This is a genomic window from Streptomyces sp. NPDC048523 (assembly GCF_043199815.1).
GTDB lineage: Bacteria > Actinomycetota > Actinomycetes > Streptomycetales > Streptomycetaceae > Streptomyces.
The window spans coordinates 1,130,958-1,144,099 of record NZ_JBICWQ010000001.1 but is presented as its reverse complement, the minus strand read 5'-3'; the positions used below and the strand labels follow the sequence as shown (position 1 = coordinate 1,144,099).

The following is a 13,142-nucleotide window of genomic DNA, read 5'->3' as shown; positions in this document are numbered from 1 at the left end:
AGGGCACGGACCAGGTCCTGCTCGTCGGAACGGCTCGTATGCCGAGGTCGCACGCGGCGCACACACCTCAGGTGTGTGACACGGTGTCTCAGGACCTCAGACGAGCAACGTCCTTCTCCGATCGACGGCAACAGAAGCGTTCTACACCGTACGAGGCGGCCATAGAGCTGTCAACGAGTTAATGCGCCTTAGGAGGCCCCGTGCCCGACGGCTCGCTCTCTCTGCCGGCCCACCTCTATCTGCTGGCCTGGGACACCTCGAAGTCCGAGACGGCCGGCGTCGGCCAGGTCCCCCAGCTGGTGCGGGCCGGTGCCCTGACCGAGCTGGCCCGGCGTGGTCTGCTCCTCGACGAGGACGGCATCGCCACCCCCGTCGACATGGACGCCGAGACCGGGGACCCCGTGCTGGACGGGCTGCTCGAACTGGTCCGTGAATCCCGGCCGCACCGGTGGCGGGGCTGGGTGACACCGCACACCCGGATCACCCTGGACGCCGTACGGGAGCAGCTCACCGCGGGCGGACAACTGCGCGCCCGGAAGAGGCGGGCCCTCGGGCTGTTCCCCACGGTGGAGTACGACCTGGCCCGCCCGGTCGTCGTCGAGGCACTCCAGGAGGAGGCCCGGCAGGTCCTGCGGGGACCGGTGCCGGGCGTGGACGTCTCCGACCGGGACGCGGCCCTCGTCGCGCTCGCCGCCGCGGCCGGTCTGCGCACCCTGCTGCCCCGCGGGGAACACCCCGAGACACGGGTCGAGGAGCTGATCGAGCGCAGCGGGCAGGTCGCTCCGGTGCTGCGGGAGCTCGTCCACGGGGTGCGCGGGGCGGCGGCCTCGGTCGCGGCGCGCGCCTGAACGTCGACGCCGGAGTCCTGCCGGCGCTGTCGCGGGCGCAGCCGGTCGGGCCAGGTGCATGGCGAACCAGGACAGACTCCGCGAGCGCGCCGACATGGAGGGCATGTTGCTCGTCAACGCCGGTATCGACACGTCTCTGCCCGGCGCCGGAGCCGTTGCCCTCACTCCGGAGCGGCCCGCGGCCTTCCTCGCCGCGGGCGCCGATGGGAGGTCCCCGGGGCCGTCGACCCGGGGACCGTCGAGCTCCTGGTCGACGGGGCCGACCGTCCGCTGAACGTCATGGCCGGACCCGGCGCCCCGTCCGTCGCCGATCCGGTCTCACTCGGGCCGCGCACGTCCTGATCCGCCGCGCCGCGCGGGAGCTGCTGGGCGCGGGGGACGTACGACGTGCCGGCCGGCGGGCTCGACCACGGCGAGCGCAACGCCCGCCCCGGCGACCGCGTCAGTACGCGTCGCGCATCAGCTCGGCCAGGTCGTGGTCGAGGTCGAGCTGGAGGTGCTCCAGACCGGCCGGCACGAGGTCGTTCGTGGCCTCCAGGAACCGGCGCAGCTCGCCCGTGCGCACATGCACGACGGCGGTGCCCTCGGGGGCGTGGAACTCGAGAACGGTGCGGTCGTAGCCGTACGGCCGCACCCGGACGTCGCCGTGGCCCTCGGGCTCGTGCAGGCCGGTGGTGAGCAGTTCGCGGCTGAAGGTCCAGCAGACCTCGACGCCCTCCAGGGTGGCCGGGGCGGGGAAGGTCATACGGACGGCGAACGGATCACAGCGGTCGTAGTGCAGGGTGGCGGGAATGCTCGGCATCCGCGGTGCCGCGGCGACGAGTCGGGCCTCTACGGGCTGCTCGATGACGGTGGACAACGCCTTGCTCCCTTGTGACGGCTGGTGGGGCTTCCGGGGTGGGACGGGCACTGGAAGAGACGTCGGAATGAGCCAATCCGTGTACACGAAGGGCGAGTGACCTCTGTCACCGTCTTCATGCCCCGGTGCGATCCGGTCCTTCTCCCGTGCCCCGAGAGCCACTTGTGACACCCGCGCACCGCTCGGCGGGCGGCCGAGGGCATCTGGACGGCGCCGGGAGCGTGGGCTAGCTTCGCCCGCCATGAGGCGCTTGGGGAACACGCGAGGCAAGAGACGAACGGGTCCGGTGTTCCGGACCATCACCGCGGGAGCGGTCTCGGCGGTGGCGCTGGCCGCCCTGACCGCCGTACCGGCCGAGGCGCACGACCCGGACGGCCGTACACCGCACTGGGCACTCAAGGACAGCGGCACCCCCGAGGTGCGGTTCCGCGGGCTGTCGGCGGTCAGCCGCAACACCGCCTGGCTGGCCGGCACCCAGGGCACCGTGCTGCGCACCACGGACGGCGGGGCGAGCTGGCGGAACGTCTCACCGCCCGGTGCCGCCGAGCTCCAGTTCCGCGACATCGAGGCCTTCGACGCGCACCGGGCGGTGGTGCTGGCCATCGGGGAGGGCGAGGCGTCCCGCGTCTACCGCACCGAGGACGGCGGCGCGACCTGGACCGAGTCCTTCCGCAACACCGACGCCAAGGCCTTCTACGACTGCCTCACCTTCTTCGACCGCCGCCACGGCCTCGCCATGAGCGACCCGGTGGACGGGAAGTTCCGTGTGCTGTCGACCTCCGACGGCGGCCGTTCCTGGAAGGTGCTGCCGGACAAGGGCATGCCGGCCGCGCTCGACGGCGAGGCGGGCTTCGCGGCGAGCGGCCAGTGCCTGGTCAGTTCCGGGCCCCGGGACGTCTGGCTGGCCACCGGCGGCGCCGCACGCGCGCGTGTGCTGCACTCCGCCGACCGGGGGCTGACCTGGACGGCGTCCGACACGCCGATCCCGGCGGGCGACCCGGCCAAGGGCGTCTTCGCGCTCGCCTTCCGCGACCGCGCCCACGGACTCGCGGTCGGCGGCGACTACCGGGCCGACCAGAGCTCTCCGCGGGCCGCCGCCCGCACCGGCGACAGCGGTGCGACCTGGAGGCCCGCCGCGGCCCCGGTGACCGCCTACCGCTCCGGTGTGGCGTGCCTCCCGTACAGCCGCGCCGCAGCCCTCGCGGTCGGCCCCACCGGCACGGACCTCACCGGGGACGGGGGCAGGACCTGGCGGACCGTGGACACCGGCTCGTACGACACGGTGGACTGCACGGCCGACGGCGGCTGCTGGGCGGCCGGGGAGAAGGGACGGGTGGCTCGTCTGGAGAAGTGAGTGGAGAAATGAGTGGCGGAATGTGGGTACCCGGTCGCCGACGGCGAAAGGAGTGATCCCCCATGCCAGCCGGCTCCAACTCGAAGCGCGAACGCCAGTACGAGCACATCAAGGAGAGCGCCCAGGACCGGGGCGAGAGCACCGGACGGGCCAAGGAGATCGCGGCGCGGACGGTCAACAAGGAACGCGCCCGCTCCGGCGAGTCCAAGACCGCCAGCCGCACCTCGACCCAGGACATGTCCTCGGGGAAGCGGGGCGGCCAGCGGTCCGGAAAGGGCTCGCAGGGCCCGACGTACGACCAGCTCTACGAGGAGGCCAAGCGCAAGGGCGTCAAGGGCCGCTCGGACATGAACAAGAGCCAGCTCCAGCGCGCCCTCGGCAACAAGGGCTGACCGGTCAGGCTGGCGTCTCCCGGTACGGCTCCAGCGCCGGGGCCGTCTTCGTCGCGGCGAACTCGGTGACGCGGTACGCGCACACCCCGGCCGAGACGAACGGGTCGCCCGCGGTGACCTCCTCGATGCGCGCACGGTCCTCCGCGACGGCGATGATCACCCCGCCGTCGCGGGGGTTCTTGGGCCCGGACGCCAGGAACAGGCCCTTCGCGTACTGCTCGTCCAGCCAGACGACATGCGCCGGCAGTACGGCGTCCACGGCCTCGAGCGGGGCGGTGTAGGTCAGTTCCAGTACGAACATGATCGCGAGCCTACGCCGCCGAGCCGTACGCTCGTCCCCACCATGACGACAGTGGACATTCCCGCGGGCTGGCCCGCGACCGAGGAGCAGGCCCGCGCGGTCCAGGACGAGTTGAGGGCGAGCACGGTCCTCGACGAGACGGGCCCGCCGCCGGGCACCGGGCATGTCACCGGGGTCGACGTGGCCTACGACGACGAACGGGACGTCGTCGCGGCGGCGGCCGTGGTGCTGGACGCGGCCACTTCGGAGGTCGTGGCCGAGGCGACCGCGGTGGGCCGGATCTCCTTCCCGTACGTCCCGGGCCTGCTCGCCTTCCGGGAGATCCCCACGGTTCTCGCCGCCCTCGCCGCCCTGCCGTGCCCGCCCGGCCTGGTCGTCTGCGACGGCTACGGCCTCGCCCACCCCCGCCGCTTCGGCCTCGCGAGCCACCTCGGCGTCCTCACCGGCCTGCCGACGATCGGCGTCGCCAAGAACCCGTTCACCTTCACCTACGACGATCCCGGCGCCCGGCGCGGCGCGTGGACGCCGCTGCTGGCGGGCTCGGAGGAGGTCGGCCGGGCCCTGCGCACGCGCGAGGCGGTGAAACCGGTCTTCGTCTCGGTCGGCCACCGCGTGAGCCTGGACAACGCCTGCGCCCACACCCTCGCGCTCACGCCGGCGTATCGCCTGCCGGAGACGACGCGCAGGGCGGACGCGTTGTGCCGGCAGGCGCTGCGGGAGGCGACGTCCCGGCAGGGGGCCTGAGGGGGCCTGAGGGGGCCTGAGGGGGTACTGAGTACGTCGTCTGAGTATCTGTACGGATGTGCGTGCCCCGGTGTGCTCGGCAGGCTGTCCCGCATGACGACGCACCGCGTGACCCACCGTTCTCCCAAGCCCCTGGCCGACCCGAACCGGCCCGTCGAGCGCGCCGTGACCGCCGCGCTGGTCCTCGGCGTGCTCGCGGGGCTCGGCTGGATCGTAGGGATGATCTACACGGTGGCGGGCTGGTCCTTCTAAGCCCGGTCCACCGGTGTGCGAGGCCCGGGTGTACGGTCCGCGCTCACCGGCTCGACGCCACCCGGAAGGTGATCCCGGCCCGTCGCAGCCGCTCGATCAGGGCGTCACCCATCGCGACCGCCGTGGTGACCTGGCCGGACGTCCCCGGAAGGTCGTCGAGGGCCAGGGACAGGGCCGACTCGGCGAACATCTTCGCCGTCTCGTCGTACCCCGGGTCACCGCCCGCGACCTCCGTGAACACCCGCCGGCCACCGCCCTCGCCGACGAAGCGCACCGAGAACCAGCTCTTCGCGCGCTTCTCCGCGCTCGGCCCGTCCCCCGGCTTGAGCCGGTCGGACAGCCAGTGGCGCGCGGGCGGCAACTGGGCCGCCGTGACGAGCGCGCCCATCGCCGCCACACCGCCCAGCGCGACGGGCAGACGTCGTACGGCCGCGTAGTGGCGGTAGCGGAAGTCGGGGCCGTAGCGATCGAGCGCCTTCGCCGACCGGCGCACGATCTGCGGGTCGATCGTCGGCAGCGGCAGCGCCCACGCGCCGATCTCCTTGGCGAACCGGGGCGCGCCCGTCGGCGCGGCGGCACGCCGGCCCACCAGGCGCGGCTCGTGCCGCCGCCGGTCCCGCTCGGCGGCCAGCATCGGCCGCAGCCGCGAGAACTGGTTCAGCGCGGACGCGAACGTACCGCCCGAGAACGTGGCGTCGGCGGTGACGAACCCGTCGACCGTCAGCGGCACCCCCTCGGGCAGCTGCTGGACGGTGAAGTAGGCACCCAGGTCGTGCGGGATCGAGTCGAACCCGCAGGCGTGCACAAGGCGTGCGCCGGTCTCCCGCGCGCGTGCGTCGTGCCGGACGTACGTCAGGTCCACGAACTCCGGCTCGCCGGTCAGATCCAGGTAGTCGGCACCGGTGTCCGCGCAGGCCGCGACGAGGTCCTCGCCGTAGTTCACGTACGGCCCCACGGTCGTGGCCACCACGCGCGCGTGCTCGGCGAGTTCGCGCACCGAGCCCGGCTCGGCCACGTCGGCGCGCAGCACTCCGACGCTCTCGCCGCCCGGCAGCCGTTCGCGCAGCCGTTCCAGCTTCCGCTCGCTGCGGCCCGCGACGGCCCAGCGCAGCCCCTCGGGAGCGTGCGCGGCGAGATACTCCGCGGTCAGCGTGCCGACGAAGCCGGTGGCTCCGAAGAGCACGATGTCGTACGGACGGTCCGTTGCGTTCAGCCTGCTCATGACACTCCTCGGTCCGCACCACGCGCCGTTGTCGGTGGCCGAGGCTAGCGTGAGGAGTGCGGAGCCCGACGACGAGCCCGGAGGTGGAAGGTGGCCGTGCCCGAAAACGCCCTGAGGAAGAGGGAGAAAGTGCGCGAATTCGCCCTCGGGCTGCCGGGTGCCGTCGAGGAGTTCCCGTGGGGCGAGTCCGTGGCGAAGGTCAAGGGGAAGGTGTTCGTCTTCCTCGGCGTCGACGACGGCAGCCACCCGCCGGGCATGACGGTGAAGCTCACCGACGAGGCCGTCCACGCGCACGCGCTGGCCTGTCCCGGCGCGGCGCCGTCCGGGTACGGCCTGGGCAGGGCCGGCTGGGTGCGCGTCCCGCTGGAGGGCGAGGGCGTCCCGGCCGCGGAGCTGCTGTGCGACTGGGTGGAGGAGAGCTACCGCGCGACCGCGCCGAAGCGGCTGACAGCCGAGCTGGACGGACGCCGATCCCCGACAATTGGCTAAGCGCTTGCTCGCTCAGCTCTTGTGCTCGGTGGAACACGTTCTTAGCATCACTGGTGTTACATCAGTTGTGTCATACCTGTGGGACTTGGGGGCCGAATGGCGACGACGCCAGGACAGGGGCCGCTCACCGGCGTGCGCGTCGTCGAGCTGGCCGGGATCGGGCCGGGCCCGTTCGCCGCGATGCTCCTGGCCGACCTGGGCGCCGACGTCGTGCGCGTCGACCGACCCGGCGGAGTCGGCCTGGCGATCAAGCCGGAGTACGACGTCACCAACCGCAACAAGCGTTCCGTGGTGGTCGACCTGAAGTCCCCGGACGGCCCCGCCCGCGTCCTCGACCTCGCCGCCCGCGCCGACATCCTCATCGAGGGCAACCGCCCCGGCGTCGCGGAACGCCTCGGCGTCGGCCCCGAGGACTGTCACGCGCGCAACCCCGCCCTCGTCTACGGCCGCATGACCGGTTGGGGCCAGGAGGGGCCGCTGGCCCAGCGCGCCGGGCACGACATCGCCTACATCGCCCTCACCGGCACCCTCGGCCTGATCGGCGAACCGGGCCGTCCCCCGGCCGTGCCCGCCAACCTCCTCGGCGACTACGCGGGCGGCTCCCTCTACCTCGTCGTCGGTGTCCTCGCCGCCCTGCACCACGCGCGCGCGACCGGCACCGGCCAGGTCGTGGACACCGCCATCGTCGACGGCACCTCCCACCTCTCCGCGATGCTCCACGGCATGGCCGCGGCCGGCGGCTGGCAGGACCGGCGCGGCGCCAACCTCCTCGACGGCGGCTGCCCGTACTACGGCACCTACGAGACCGCCGACGGCAAGTACATGGCTGTGGGCGCGCTGGAGCCGCAGTTCTACGACCTCTTCCTGGACCTGCTCGGCCTCCCGGACTTCGCGGACGCCCGCAAGGACTGGACCCGCTGGGGCGAGCTGCGCGAGGCGGTCGCGGCCCGCTTCCGCAGCCGTACGAGAGACGACTGGACGGCCGTCTTCGAGGGCACCGACGCGTGCGTGGCGCCCGTGCTGTCGCTGCGTGAGGCCCCGCACCACCCGCACCTCGCCGCCCGCGGCACCTTCACCGACCACGGCGGCATCACCCAGCCCGCCCCCGCGCCCCGCTTCTCCGCGACCCCCACGGCCGTCCGCACCGGGCCCGCCCGGGCCGGCGCCCACAGCGCGGAGGTGGCACGCGACTGGGACGTACCGGATCTTCTGAAAGGCCCGAATGCAGGCCCTGATGAAGGCCCCAGATGAAAGGCCCCGAATGAAGCGGCAGCTCTTCGCCCCCGAGCACGACGCGTTCCGCGCGACCGTGCGCGCCTTCCTGGCCAGGGAGGTCCTGCCGTACTACGCGCAGTGGGAGAAGGACGGCATCGTCTCCCGCGAAGCCTGGCGGGCGGCCGGCAAGCAGGGCCTCCTCGGGCTCGCCGTGCCCGAGGAGTTCGGGGGCGGCGGCACCACCGACTTCCGCTACGCCACCGTCCTGGCCGAGGAGTTCACGCGCGCGGGCACTCCCGGGCTCGCCCTGGGCCTGCACAACGACGTCATCGGGCCCTACCTGACCTGCCTCGCCACCGAGGAGCAGAAGCGCCGCTGGCTGCCCGGCTTCTGCGACGGCTCGCTCGTCACCGCCATCGCCATGACCGAACCGGGCGCGGGCTCCGACCTCCAGGGCATCCGCACGCACGCGCAGGACCGCGGCGACCACTGGGTGCTGAACGGCTCCAAGACGTTCATCTCCAACGGGATCATCGCCGACCTGGTGATCGTCGTCGCGAAGACCACCCCCGAGGGCGGGGCCCGCGGACTGTCGCTGCTGGTCGTCGAGCGCGGCATGGACGGCTTCGAGCGCGGCCGCAACCTCGACAAGATCGGCCAGAAGGCCCAGGACACGGCCGAGCTGTTCTTCCACGACGTACGCGTGCCCAAGGAGAACCTCCTCGGCGAGCGCGACGGCGCCTTCGGGCACCTGATGACCAACCTCGCGCAGGAGCGCCTGAGCATCGCCGTCGCCGCGGTCGCCGCCGCCGAGCATCTCCTGGAGATCACCACCGAGTACGTCAAGGAGCGCGAGGCCTTCGGGCGGCCGCTCGCGACCAAGCAGCACATCCGGTTCGAGATAGCCGAGATGGCCACGGAGTGCGCCGTCACGCGGACGTTCCTCGACCGCTGCGTCGAGGACCACTGCGACGGGGGACTGGACGCCGTCCACGCCTCCATGGCCAAGTGGTGGGCGACCGAGCTCCAGAAGCGGGTCGCGGACCGCTGCCTGCAACTGCACGGCGGCTACGGCTACATGAGCGAGTACCCGGTCGCGCGGGCCTTCACCGACGGCCGGATCCAGACCATCTACGGCGGCACGACCGAGATCATGAAGGAGATCATCGGCCGTTCCCTGCTGAGCTGACCCTCATTGAAAGGCTTCCCCGTGAGCACCGAAGCGTACGTGTACGACGCGATCCGCACCCCGCGCGGCCGCGGCAAGGCGAACGGCGCCCTGCACGGCACCAAGCCCATCGACCTGGTCGTCGGACTCATCCACGAGATCCGCGCCCGCTTCCCGGACCTGGACCCGGCGGCGGTCGACGACATCGTGCTCGGCGTCGTCAGCCCGGTCGGCGACCAGGGCTCCGACATCGCCCGCACCGCCGCGATCGCCGCGGGCCTCCCGGACACGGTCGCGGGCGTGCAGGAGAACCGCTTCTGTGCCTCGGGCCTGGAGGCCGTCAACCTGGCCGCCGCCAAGGTGCGTTCCGGCTGGGAGGACCTGATCCTGGCGGGCGGTGTCGAGTCGATGTCCCGGGTGCCGATGGCCTCCGACGGCGGCGCCTGGTTCAACGACCCGATGACCAACCTCGCCGTCAACTTCGTGCCGCAGGGCATCGGCGCCGACCTGATCGCCACGATCGAGGGATTCTCGCGGCGTGACGTCGACGAATACGCCGCTCTGAGTCAGGAGCGTGCCGCGACGGCCTGGAAGGAGGGCCGCTTCGACCGCTCCGTCGTCCCGGTGAAGGACCGCGCCGGCCTGACCGTCCTCGACCACGACGAGCACCTGCGCCCCGGCACCACCGCCGACTCCCTCGCGGGGCTCAAGCCGTCCTTCGCGGACATCGGCGACCTGGGCGGCTTCGACGCCGTGGCCCTGCAGAAGTACCACTGGGTCGAGAAGATCGACCACGTCCACCACGCGGGCAACTCCTCCGGCATCGTGGACGGCGCCTCGCTGGTCGCGATCGGCTCCCAGGAGGTCGGCGAGCGCTACGGCCTCACCCCGCGCGCGCGGATCGTCTCCGCCGCGGTCTCCGGCTCCGAGCCCACCATCATGCTCACCGGCCCCGCGCCCGCCACCCGCAAGGCGCTCGCCAAGGCCGGGCTGAGCATCGACGACATCGACCTCGTCGAGATCAACGAGGCCTTCGCGGCAGTCGTCCTGCGCTTCGTCAGGGACATGGGCCTGTCGCTGGACAAGGTCAACGTCAACGGCGGCGCGATCGCGCTCGGCCACCCGCTCGGCGCCACCGGCGCCATGATCCTGGGCAGCCTGATCGACGAACTGGAGCGCCAGGACAAGCGGTACGGCCTCGCGACGCTCTGTGTGGGCGGCGGCATGGGCATCGCCACCATCGTCGAGCGCATCTGACCCCCTCCCACGGATACGACGGATCACACGGAGCACATCCACATGAGCACTCAGCCCACGACCATCCGCTGGGAACAGGACCGCACGGGCGTCGTCACCCTCGTCCTCGACGACCCGAACCAGTCCGCCAACACCATGAACCAGGCGTTCCGCGACTCCCTCGCGGTGATCACCGACCGCCTGGAGGCCGAGAAGGACACCATCCGCGGTGTCATCATCACCTCCGCCAAGAAGACCTTCTTCGCCGGCGGCGACCTGCGCGACCTCATCCGGGTCACGCCCGAGACCGCGCAGGAACTCTTCGACGGCGGCCTCGCGATCAAGCGCAACCTGCGCCGCATCGAGACCCTGGGCAAGCCGGTCGTCGCCGCCATCAACGGAGCGGCCCTGGGCGGCGGTTACGAGATCGCCCTGGCCTGCCACCACCGCATCGCCCTCGACGCGCCCGGCTCCAAGATCGGCTGCCCCGAGGTCACCCTGGGTCTGCTCCCGGGCGGCGGCGGTGTGGTCCGCACCGTCCGTCTCCTGGGCATCGCCGACGCCCTGCTGAAGGTGTTGCTCCAGGGCACGCAGTACGCCCCGCAGCGCGCCCTGCAGAACGGCCTGGTCGACGACGTGGTCACCACCCAGGACGAACTCCTCGCCAAGGCCCACGCGTTCATCGAGGCCAACCCCGAGTCCCAGCAGCCCTGGGACAGGCCGGGCTACCGCATCCCCGGCGGCACCCCCGCCCACCCGAAGTTCGCGGCGAACCTGCCCGCCTTCCCGGCGAGCCTGCGCAAGCAGACCAACGGCGCGCCCTACCCGGCCCCGCGCAACATCCTCGCGGCCGCGGTGGAAGGCGCCCAGGTCGACTTCGAGACCGCGCAGGTCATCGAGGCGCGCTACTTCGTCGAGCTGGCCGCCGGCCAGACCTCGAAGAACATGATCCAGGCGTTCTTCTTCGACCTCCAGGCGGTGAACTCCGGCGCCAACCGACCCAAGGGCGTGGCACCCCGCCCGGTCCGCAAGGTGGCCGTGCTCGGCGCCGGGATGATGGGCGCGGGCATCGCGTACTCCTGCGCCCGGGCGGGCATCGACGTCGTCCTGAAGGACGTGTCACCGCAGGCGGCGGCCAAGGGCAAGGCCTACTCGGAGAAGCTCTGCGCGAAGGCGGTCTCCCGCGGCCGTACGACGCAGGAGAAGGCGGACGCGCTCCTGGCCCGCATCACGCCGACGGCGGACCCGCAGGACCTCGCGGGCTGCGACGCGGTCATCGAGGCGGTGTTCGAGGACACGGCGCTGAAGCACAAGGTCTTCCAGGAGATCCAGCACATCGTCCAGCCCGACGCATTGCTCTGCTCCAACACCTCGACGCTGCCGATCACGGCGCTGGCCGAGGGCGTGGAGCGCCAGGACGACTTCATCGGCCTGCACTTCTTCTCACCGGTCGACAAGATGCCGCTGGTCGAGATCATCAAGGGCGAGCGCACCGGCGAGGAAGCCCTGGCGCGCGCCTTCGACCTGGTGCGGCAGATCAGGAAGACCCCGATCGTCGTCAACGACTCCCGCGGCTTCTTCACCTCCCGTGTGATCGGCCACTTCCTCAACGAGGGCGTGGCGATGGTCGGCGAGGGCATCGAGCCCGCGTCGGTCGAACAGGCGGCGGCGCAGGCGGGCTACCCGGCGAAGGTCCTGTCGCTGATGGACGAACTGACGCTGACGCTCCCGCGCAAGATCCGCAAGGAGACCAGGCAGGCGGTCGAGGAGGCGGGCGGCACCTGGACACCCCACCCCGCCGAGGCGGTCATCGACCGCATGGTCGACGAGTTCGGCCGCACCGGCCGCAGCGGAGGCGGCGGCTTCTACGACTACGGCGACGACGGCAGGCGCACCTCCCTGTGGCCGGGCCTGCGCGAACACTTCACGCGCGCGGGTTCGGAGATCCCCTTCCGGGACATGCAGGAACGCATGCTCTTCTCCGAGGCCCTGGACACGGTCAAGCTCCTGGAGGAGGTAGTCCTGACCTCGGTCGCCGACGCCAACATCGGCTCCGTCTTCGGCATCGGCTTCCCCGGCTGGACGGGCGGCGTCCTCCAGTACATCAACGGCTACGAGGGCGGCCTGCCGGGCTTCGTGGCACGCGCGCGTGAACTGGCGGACCGATACGGCGAGCGCTTCACGCCTCCGGCGCTGCTGGTCGAGAAGGCGGCGAACGGGGGCCGTTTCGCGGACGAGTGAGACGGACGCTGCGCACGCCGGGCGGGCGAACTCGGCTCGCCCGGCACGCGGGGCACCCTTCACCGTCTCAGGAGGCCCCGCCCACCTCTGACGTCCACTGGCGCAGTTCCTCCTTCAGGGACCGCTGGAACGTCGTCAACAGGGCCTGCACGACCAGGGGTTCCATGTGCGCGGACAGCGACCTCACGTCCTGCGCGTCCCGCTGTGCCACCTCGCCCCGGAACAGCTGCGACAACTCGTGCGCGGCGGCCCGGGAGTGCTCGATGAGCACCTTCCGCGAGGCGAGGATCGCCTCCTGCGACAGGGGGACGTCGAGCAGTCCGACGCCGAGCCGGAGCAGCCCCAGGTCGACGCGGTAGCCGTCACCGTCCCGCCGTACGACGTCCATCGCGGCGAGCCGCTCCAGGTCGTCGTCGCTCAGCGCCCGCCCCGCCCGCCGCCGGAGTTCCTCGCGCGTCACCCGCTCCACCACGTCCGGGGCCCAGGAGGCCACGACCGCCCGGTGGATCGCGAGGTCATGGGCGCTCAGGTCGGCCGGGAGCTGCTGCATGTACCGCTCGATCGCCGCCAGCGTCATGCCCTGGTGCTGGAGCTCCTCGATCAGTGCGAGGCGCGCGAGGTGCTCGCGGCCGTAGCGACCGACCCGGCGCGGACCGATCACCGGCGGCGGCAGCAGTCCTCGGGTGCCGTAGAAGCGGATGGTGCGGACCGTGACCCCCGCCCGCGCGGCCAGCTCGTCGACGGTGAGGGCCGGCTCCTCGGCATCGGCATCGGCGTCGGCATCGGCGTCGGCGTCGGGGGAGGGGTCGGTCGTCATGTGC

Annotated in this window: 15 protein-coding genes; 11 read left to right on the top strand and 4 right to left on the bottom strand. The window is 72.2% G+C overall.

From position 1 onward, the window contains the following. Positions 1 to 200: 200 nt before the first annotated feature. The gene (locus tag ACGFWE_RS05235; protein ID WP_352380783.1) at positions 201 to 848 is read left to right on the top strand and encodes a GPP34 family phosphoprotein; all 648 of its coding nucleotides are present in this window, start codon (positions 201 to 203) and stop codon (positions 846 to 848) included. 58 nt (positions 849 to 906) lie between these two features. Beyond that, positions 907 to 1,122, top strand: a complete 216-nt coding sequence (locus ACGFWE_RS05230; protein WP_352380781.1) for a hypothetical protein — start codon at positions 907 to 909, stop codon at positions 1,120 to 1,122. Between the two features lie 168 nt (positions 1,123 to 1,290). On the opposite strand, the gene ACGFWE_RS05225 is transcribed toward ACGFWE_RS05230, so the two are convergent. Further along, positions 1,291 to 1,707 (bottom strand): SsgA family sporulation/cell division regulator, encoded by a 417-nt coding sequence (locus ACGFWE_RS05225; protein WP_352380780.1) that lies wholly within the window; start codon positions 1,705 to 1,707, stop codon positions 1,291 to 1,293. Between the two features lie 241 nt (positions 1,708 to 1,948). On the opposite strand from ACGFWE_RS05225, the gene ACGFWE_RS05220 reads away from it, so the two are divergent. Together ACGFWE_RS05220 and ACGFWE_RS05215 are read left to right on the top strand one after the other, a co-directional pair. Beyond that, on the top strand, positions 1,949 to 3,061 hold the full coding sequence (locus ACGFWE_RS05220; protein WP_393597973.1) for a WD40/YVTN/BNR-like repeat-containing protein: 1,113 nt from the start codon (positions 1,949 to 1,951) through the stop codon (positions 3,059 to 3,061). Between the two features lie 62 nt (positions 3,062 to 3,123). Beyond that, positions 3,124 to 3,453 (top strand): plasmid stabilization protein, encoded by a 330-nt coding sequence (locus ACGFWE_RS05215; RefSeq protein ID WP_352380776.1) that lies wholly within the window; start codon positions 3,124 to 3,126, stop codon positions 3,451 to 3,453. 4 nt (positions 3,454 to 3,457) lie between these two features. Here ACGFWE_RS05215 and ACGFWE_RS05210 read toward each other — a convergent pair whose 3' ends face one another. Continuing rightward, on the bottom strand, positions 3,458 to 3,754 hold the full coding sequence (locus tag ACGFWE_RS05210; protein WP_352380774.1) for a YciI family protein: 297 nt from the start codon (positions 3,752 to 3,754) through the stop codon (positions 3,458 to 3,460). Between the two features lie 42 nt (positions 3,755 to 3,796). Between ACGFWE_RS05210 and ACGFWE_RS05205 the strand changes: the two genes are divergently transcribed. Then, the gene (locus tag ACGFWE_RS05205) at positions 3,797 to 4,498 is read left to right on the top strand and encodes an endonuclease V (protein WP_393597971.1); all 702 of its coding nucleotides are present in this window, start codon (positions 3,797 to 3,799) and stop codon (positions 4,496 to 4,498) included. Positions 4,499 to 4,591: 93 nt separating this feature from the next. Continuing rightward, positions 4,592 to 4,750: a morphogenic membrane protein MmpA gene (gene mmpA / locus ACGFWE_RS05200; protein ID WP_352380771.1), complete on the top strand. Its 159-nt coding sequence runs from the start codon at positions 4,592 to 4,594 to the stop codon at positions 4,748 to 4,750. Positions 4,751 to 4,793: 43 nt separating this feature from the next. On the opposite strand, the gene ACGFWE_RS05195 is transcribed toward mmpA, so the two are convergent. Continuing rightward, complete coding sequence (locus ACGFWE_RS05195; protein WP_352380769.1) at positions 4,794 to 5,972, bottom strand: saccharopine dehydrogenase NADP-binding domain-containing protein; 1,179 nt, start codon at positions 5,970 to 5,972, stop codon at positions 4,794 to 4,796. A gap of 90 nt (positions 5,973 to 6,062) precedes the next feature. On the opposite strand from ACGFWE_RS05195, the gene ACGFWE_RS05190 reads away from it, so the two are divergent. The 5 genes from ACGFWE_RS05190 (at position 6,063) to ACGFWE_RS05170 (ending at position 12,321) form a co-directional block, all read left to right on the top strand. Continuing rightward, on the top strand, positions 6,063 to 6,461 hold the full coding sequence (locus ACGFWE_RS05190) for an MmcQ/YjbR family DNA-binding protein (protein ID WP_393597968.1): 399 nt from the start codon (positions 6,063 to 6,065) through the stop codon (positions 6,459 to 6,461). 96 nt (positions 6,462 to 6,557) lie between these two features. Further along, positions 6,558 to 7,712, top strand: coding sequence for a CaiB/BaiF CoA transferase family protein (locus ACGFWE_RS05185; RefSeq protein ID WP_393597966.1), 1,155 nt, complete (start codon positions 6,558 to 6,560; stop codon positions 7,710 to 7,712). A gap of 10 nt (positions 7,713 to 7,722) precedes the next feature. Beyond that, positions 7,723 to 8,865, top strand: coding sequence for an acyl-CoA dehydrogenase family protein (locus ACGFWE_RS05180; protein ID WP_393597964.1), 1,143 nt, complete (start codon positions 7,723 to 7,725; stop codon positions 8,863 to 8,865). Between the two features lie 21 nt (positions 8,866 to 8,886). Beyond that, positions 8,887 to 10,101 (top strand): acetyl-CoA C-acetyltransferase, encoded by a 1,215-nt coding sequence (locus ACGFWE_RS05175; RefSeq protein ID WP_393597962.1) that lies wholly within the window; start codon positions 8,887 to 8,889, stop codon positions 10,099 to 10,101. 42 nt (positions 10,102 to 10,143) lie between these two features. Then, positions 10,144 to 12,321: a 3-hydroxyacyl-CoA dehydrogenase NAD-binding domain-containing protein gene (locus ACGFWE_RS05170; protein ID WP_393597961.1), complete on the top strand. Its 2,178-nt coding sequence runs from the start codon at positions 10,144 to 10,146 to the stop codon at positions 12,319 to 12,321. Between the two features lie 67 nt (positions 12,322 to 12,388). On the opposite strand, the gene ACGFWE_RS05165 is transcribed toward ACGFWE_RS05170, so the two are convergent. Then, complete coding sequence (locus ACGFWE_RS05165; protein ID WP_393597959.1) at positions 12,389 to 13,138, bottom strand: MerR family transcriptional regulator; 750 nt, start codon at positions 13,136 to 13,138, stop codon at positions 12,389 to 12,391. Positions 13,139 to 13,142 lie beyond the last annotated feature (4 nt).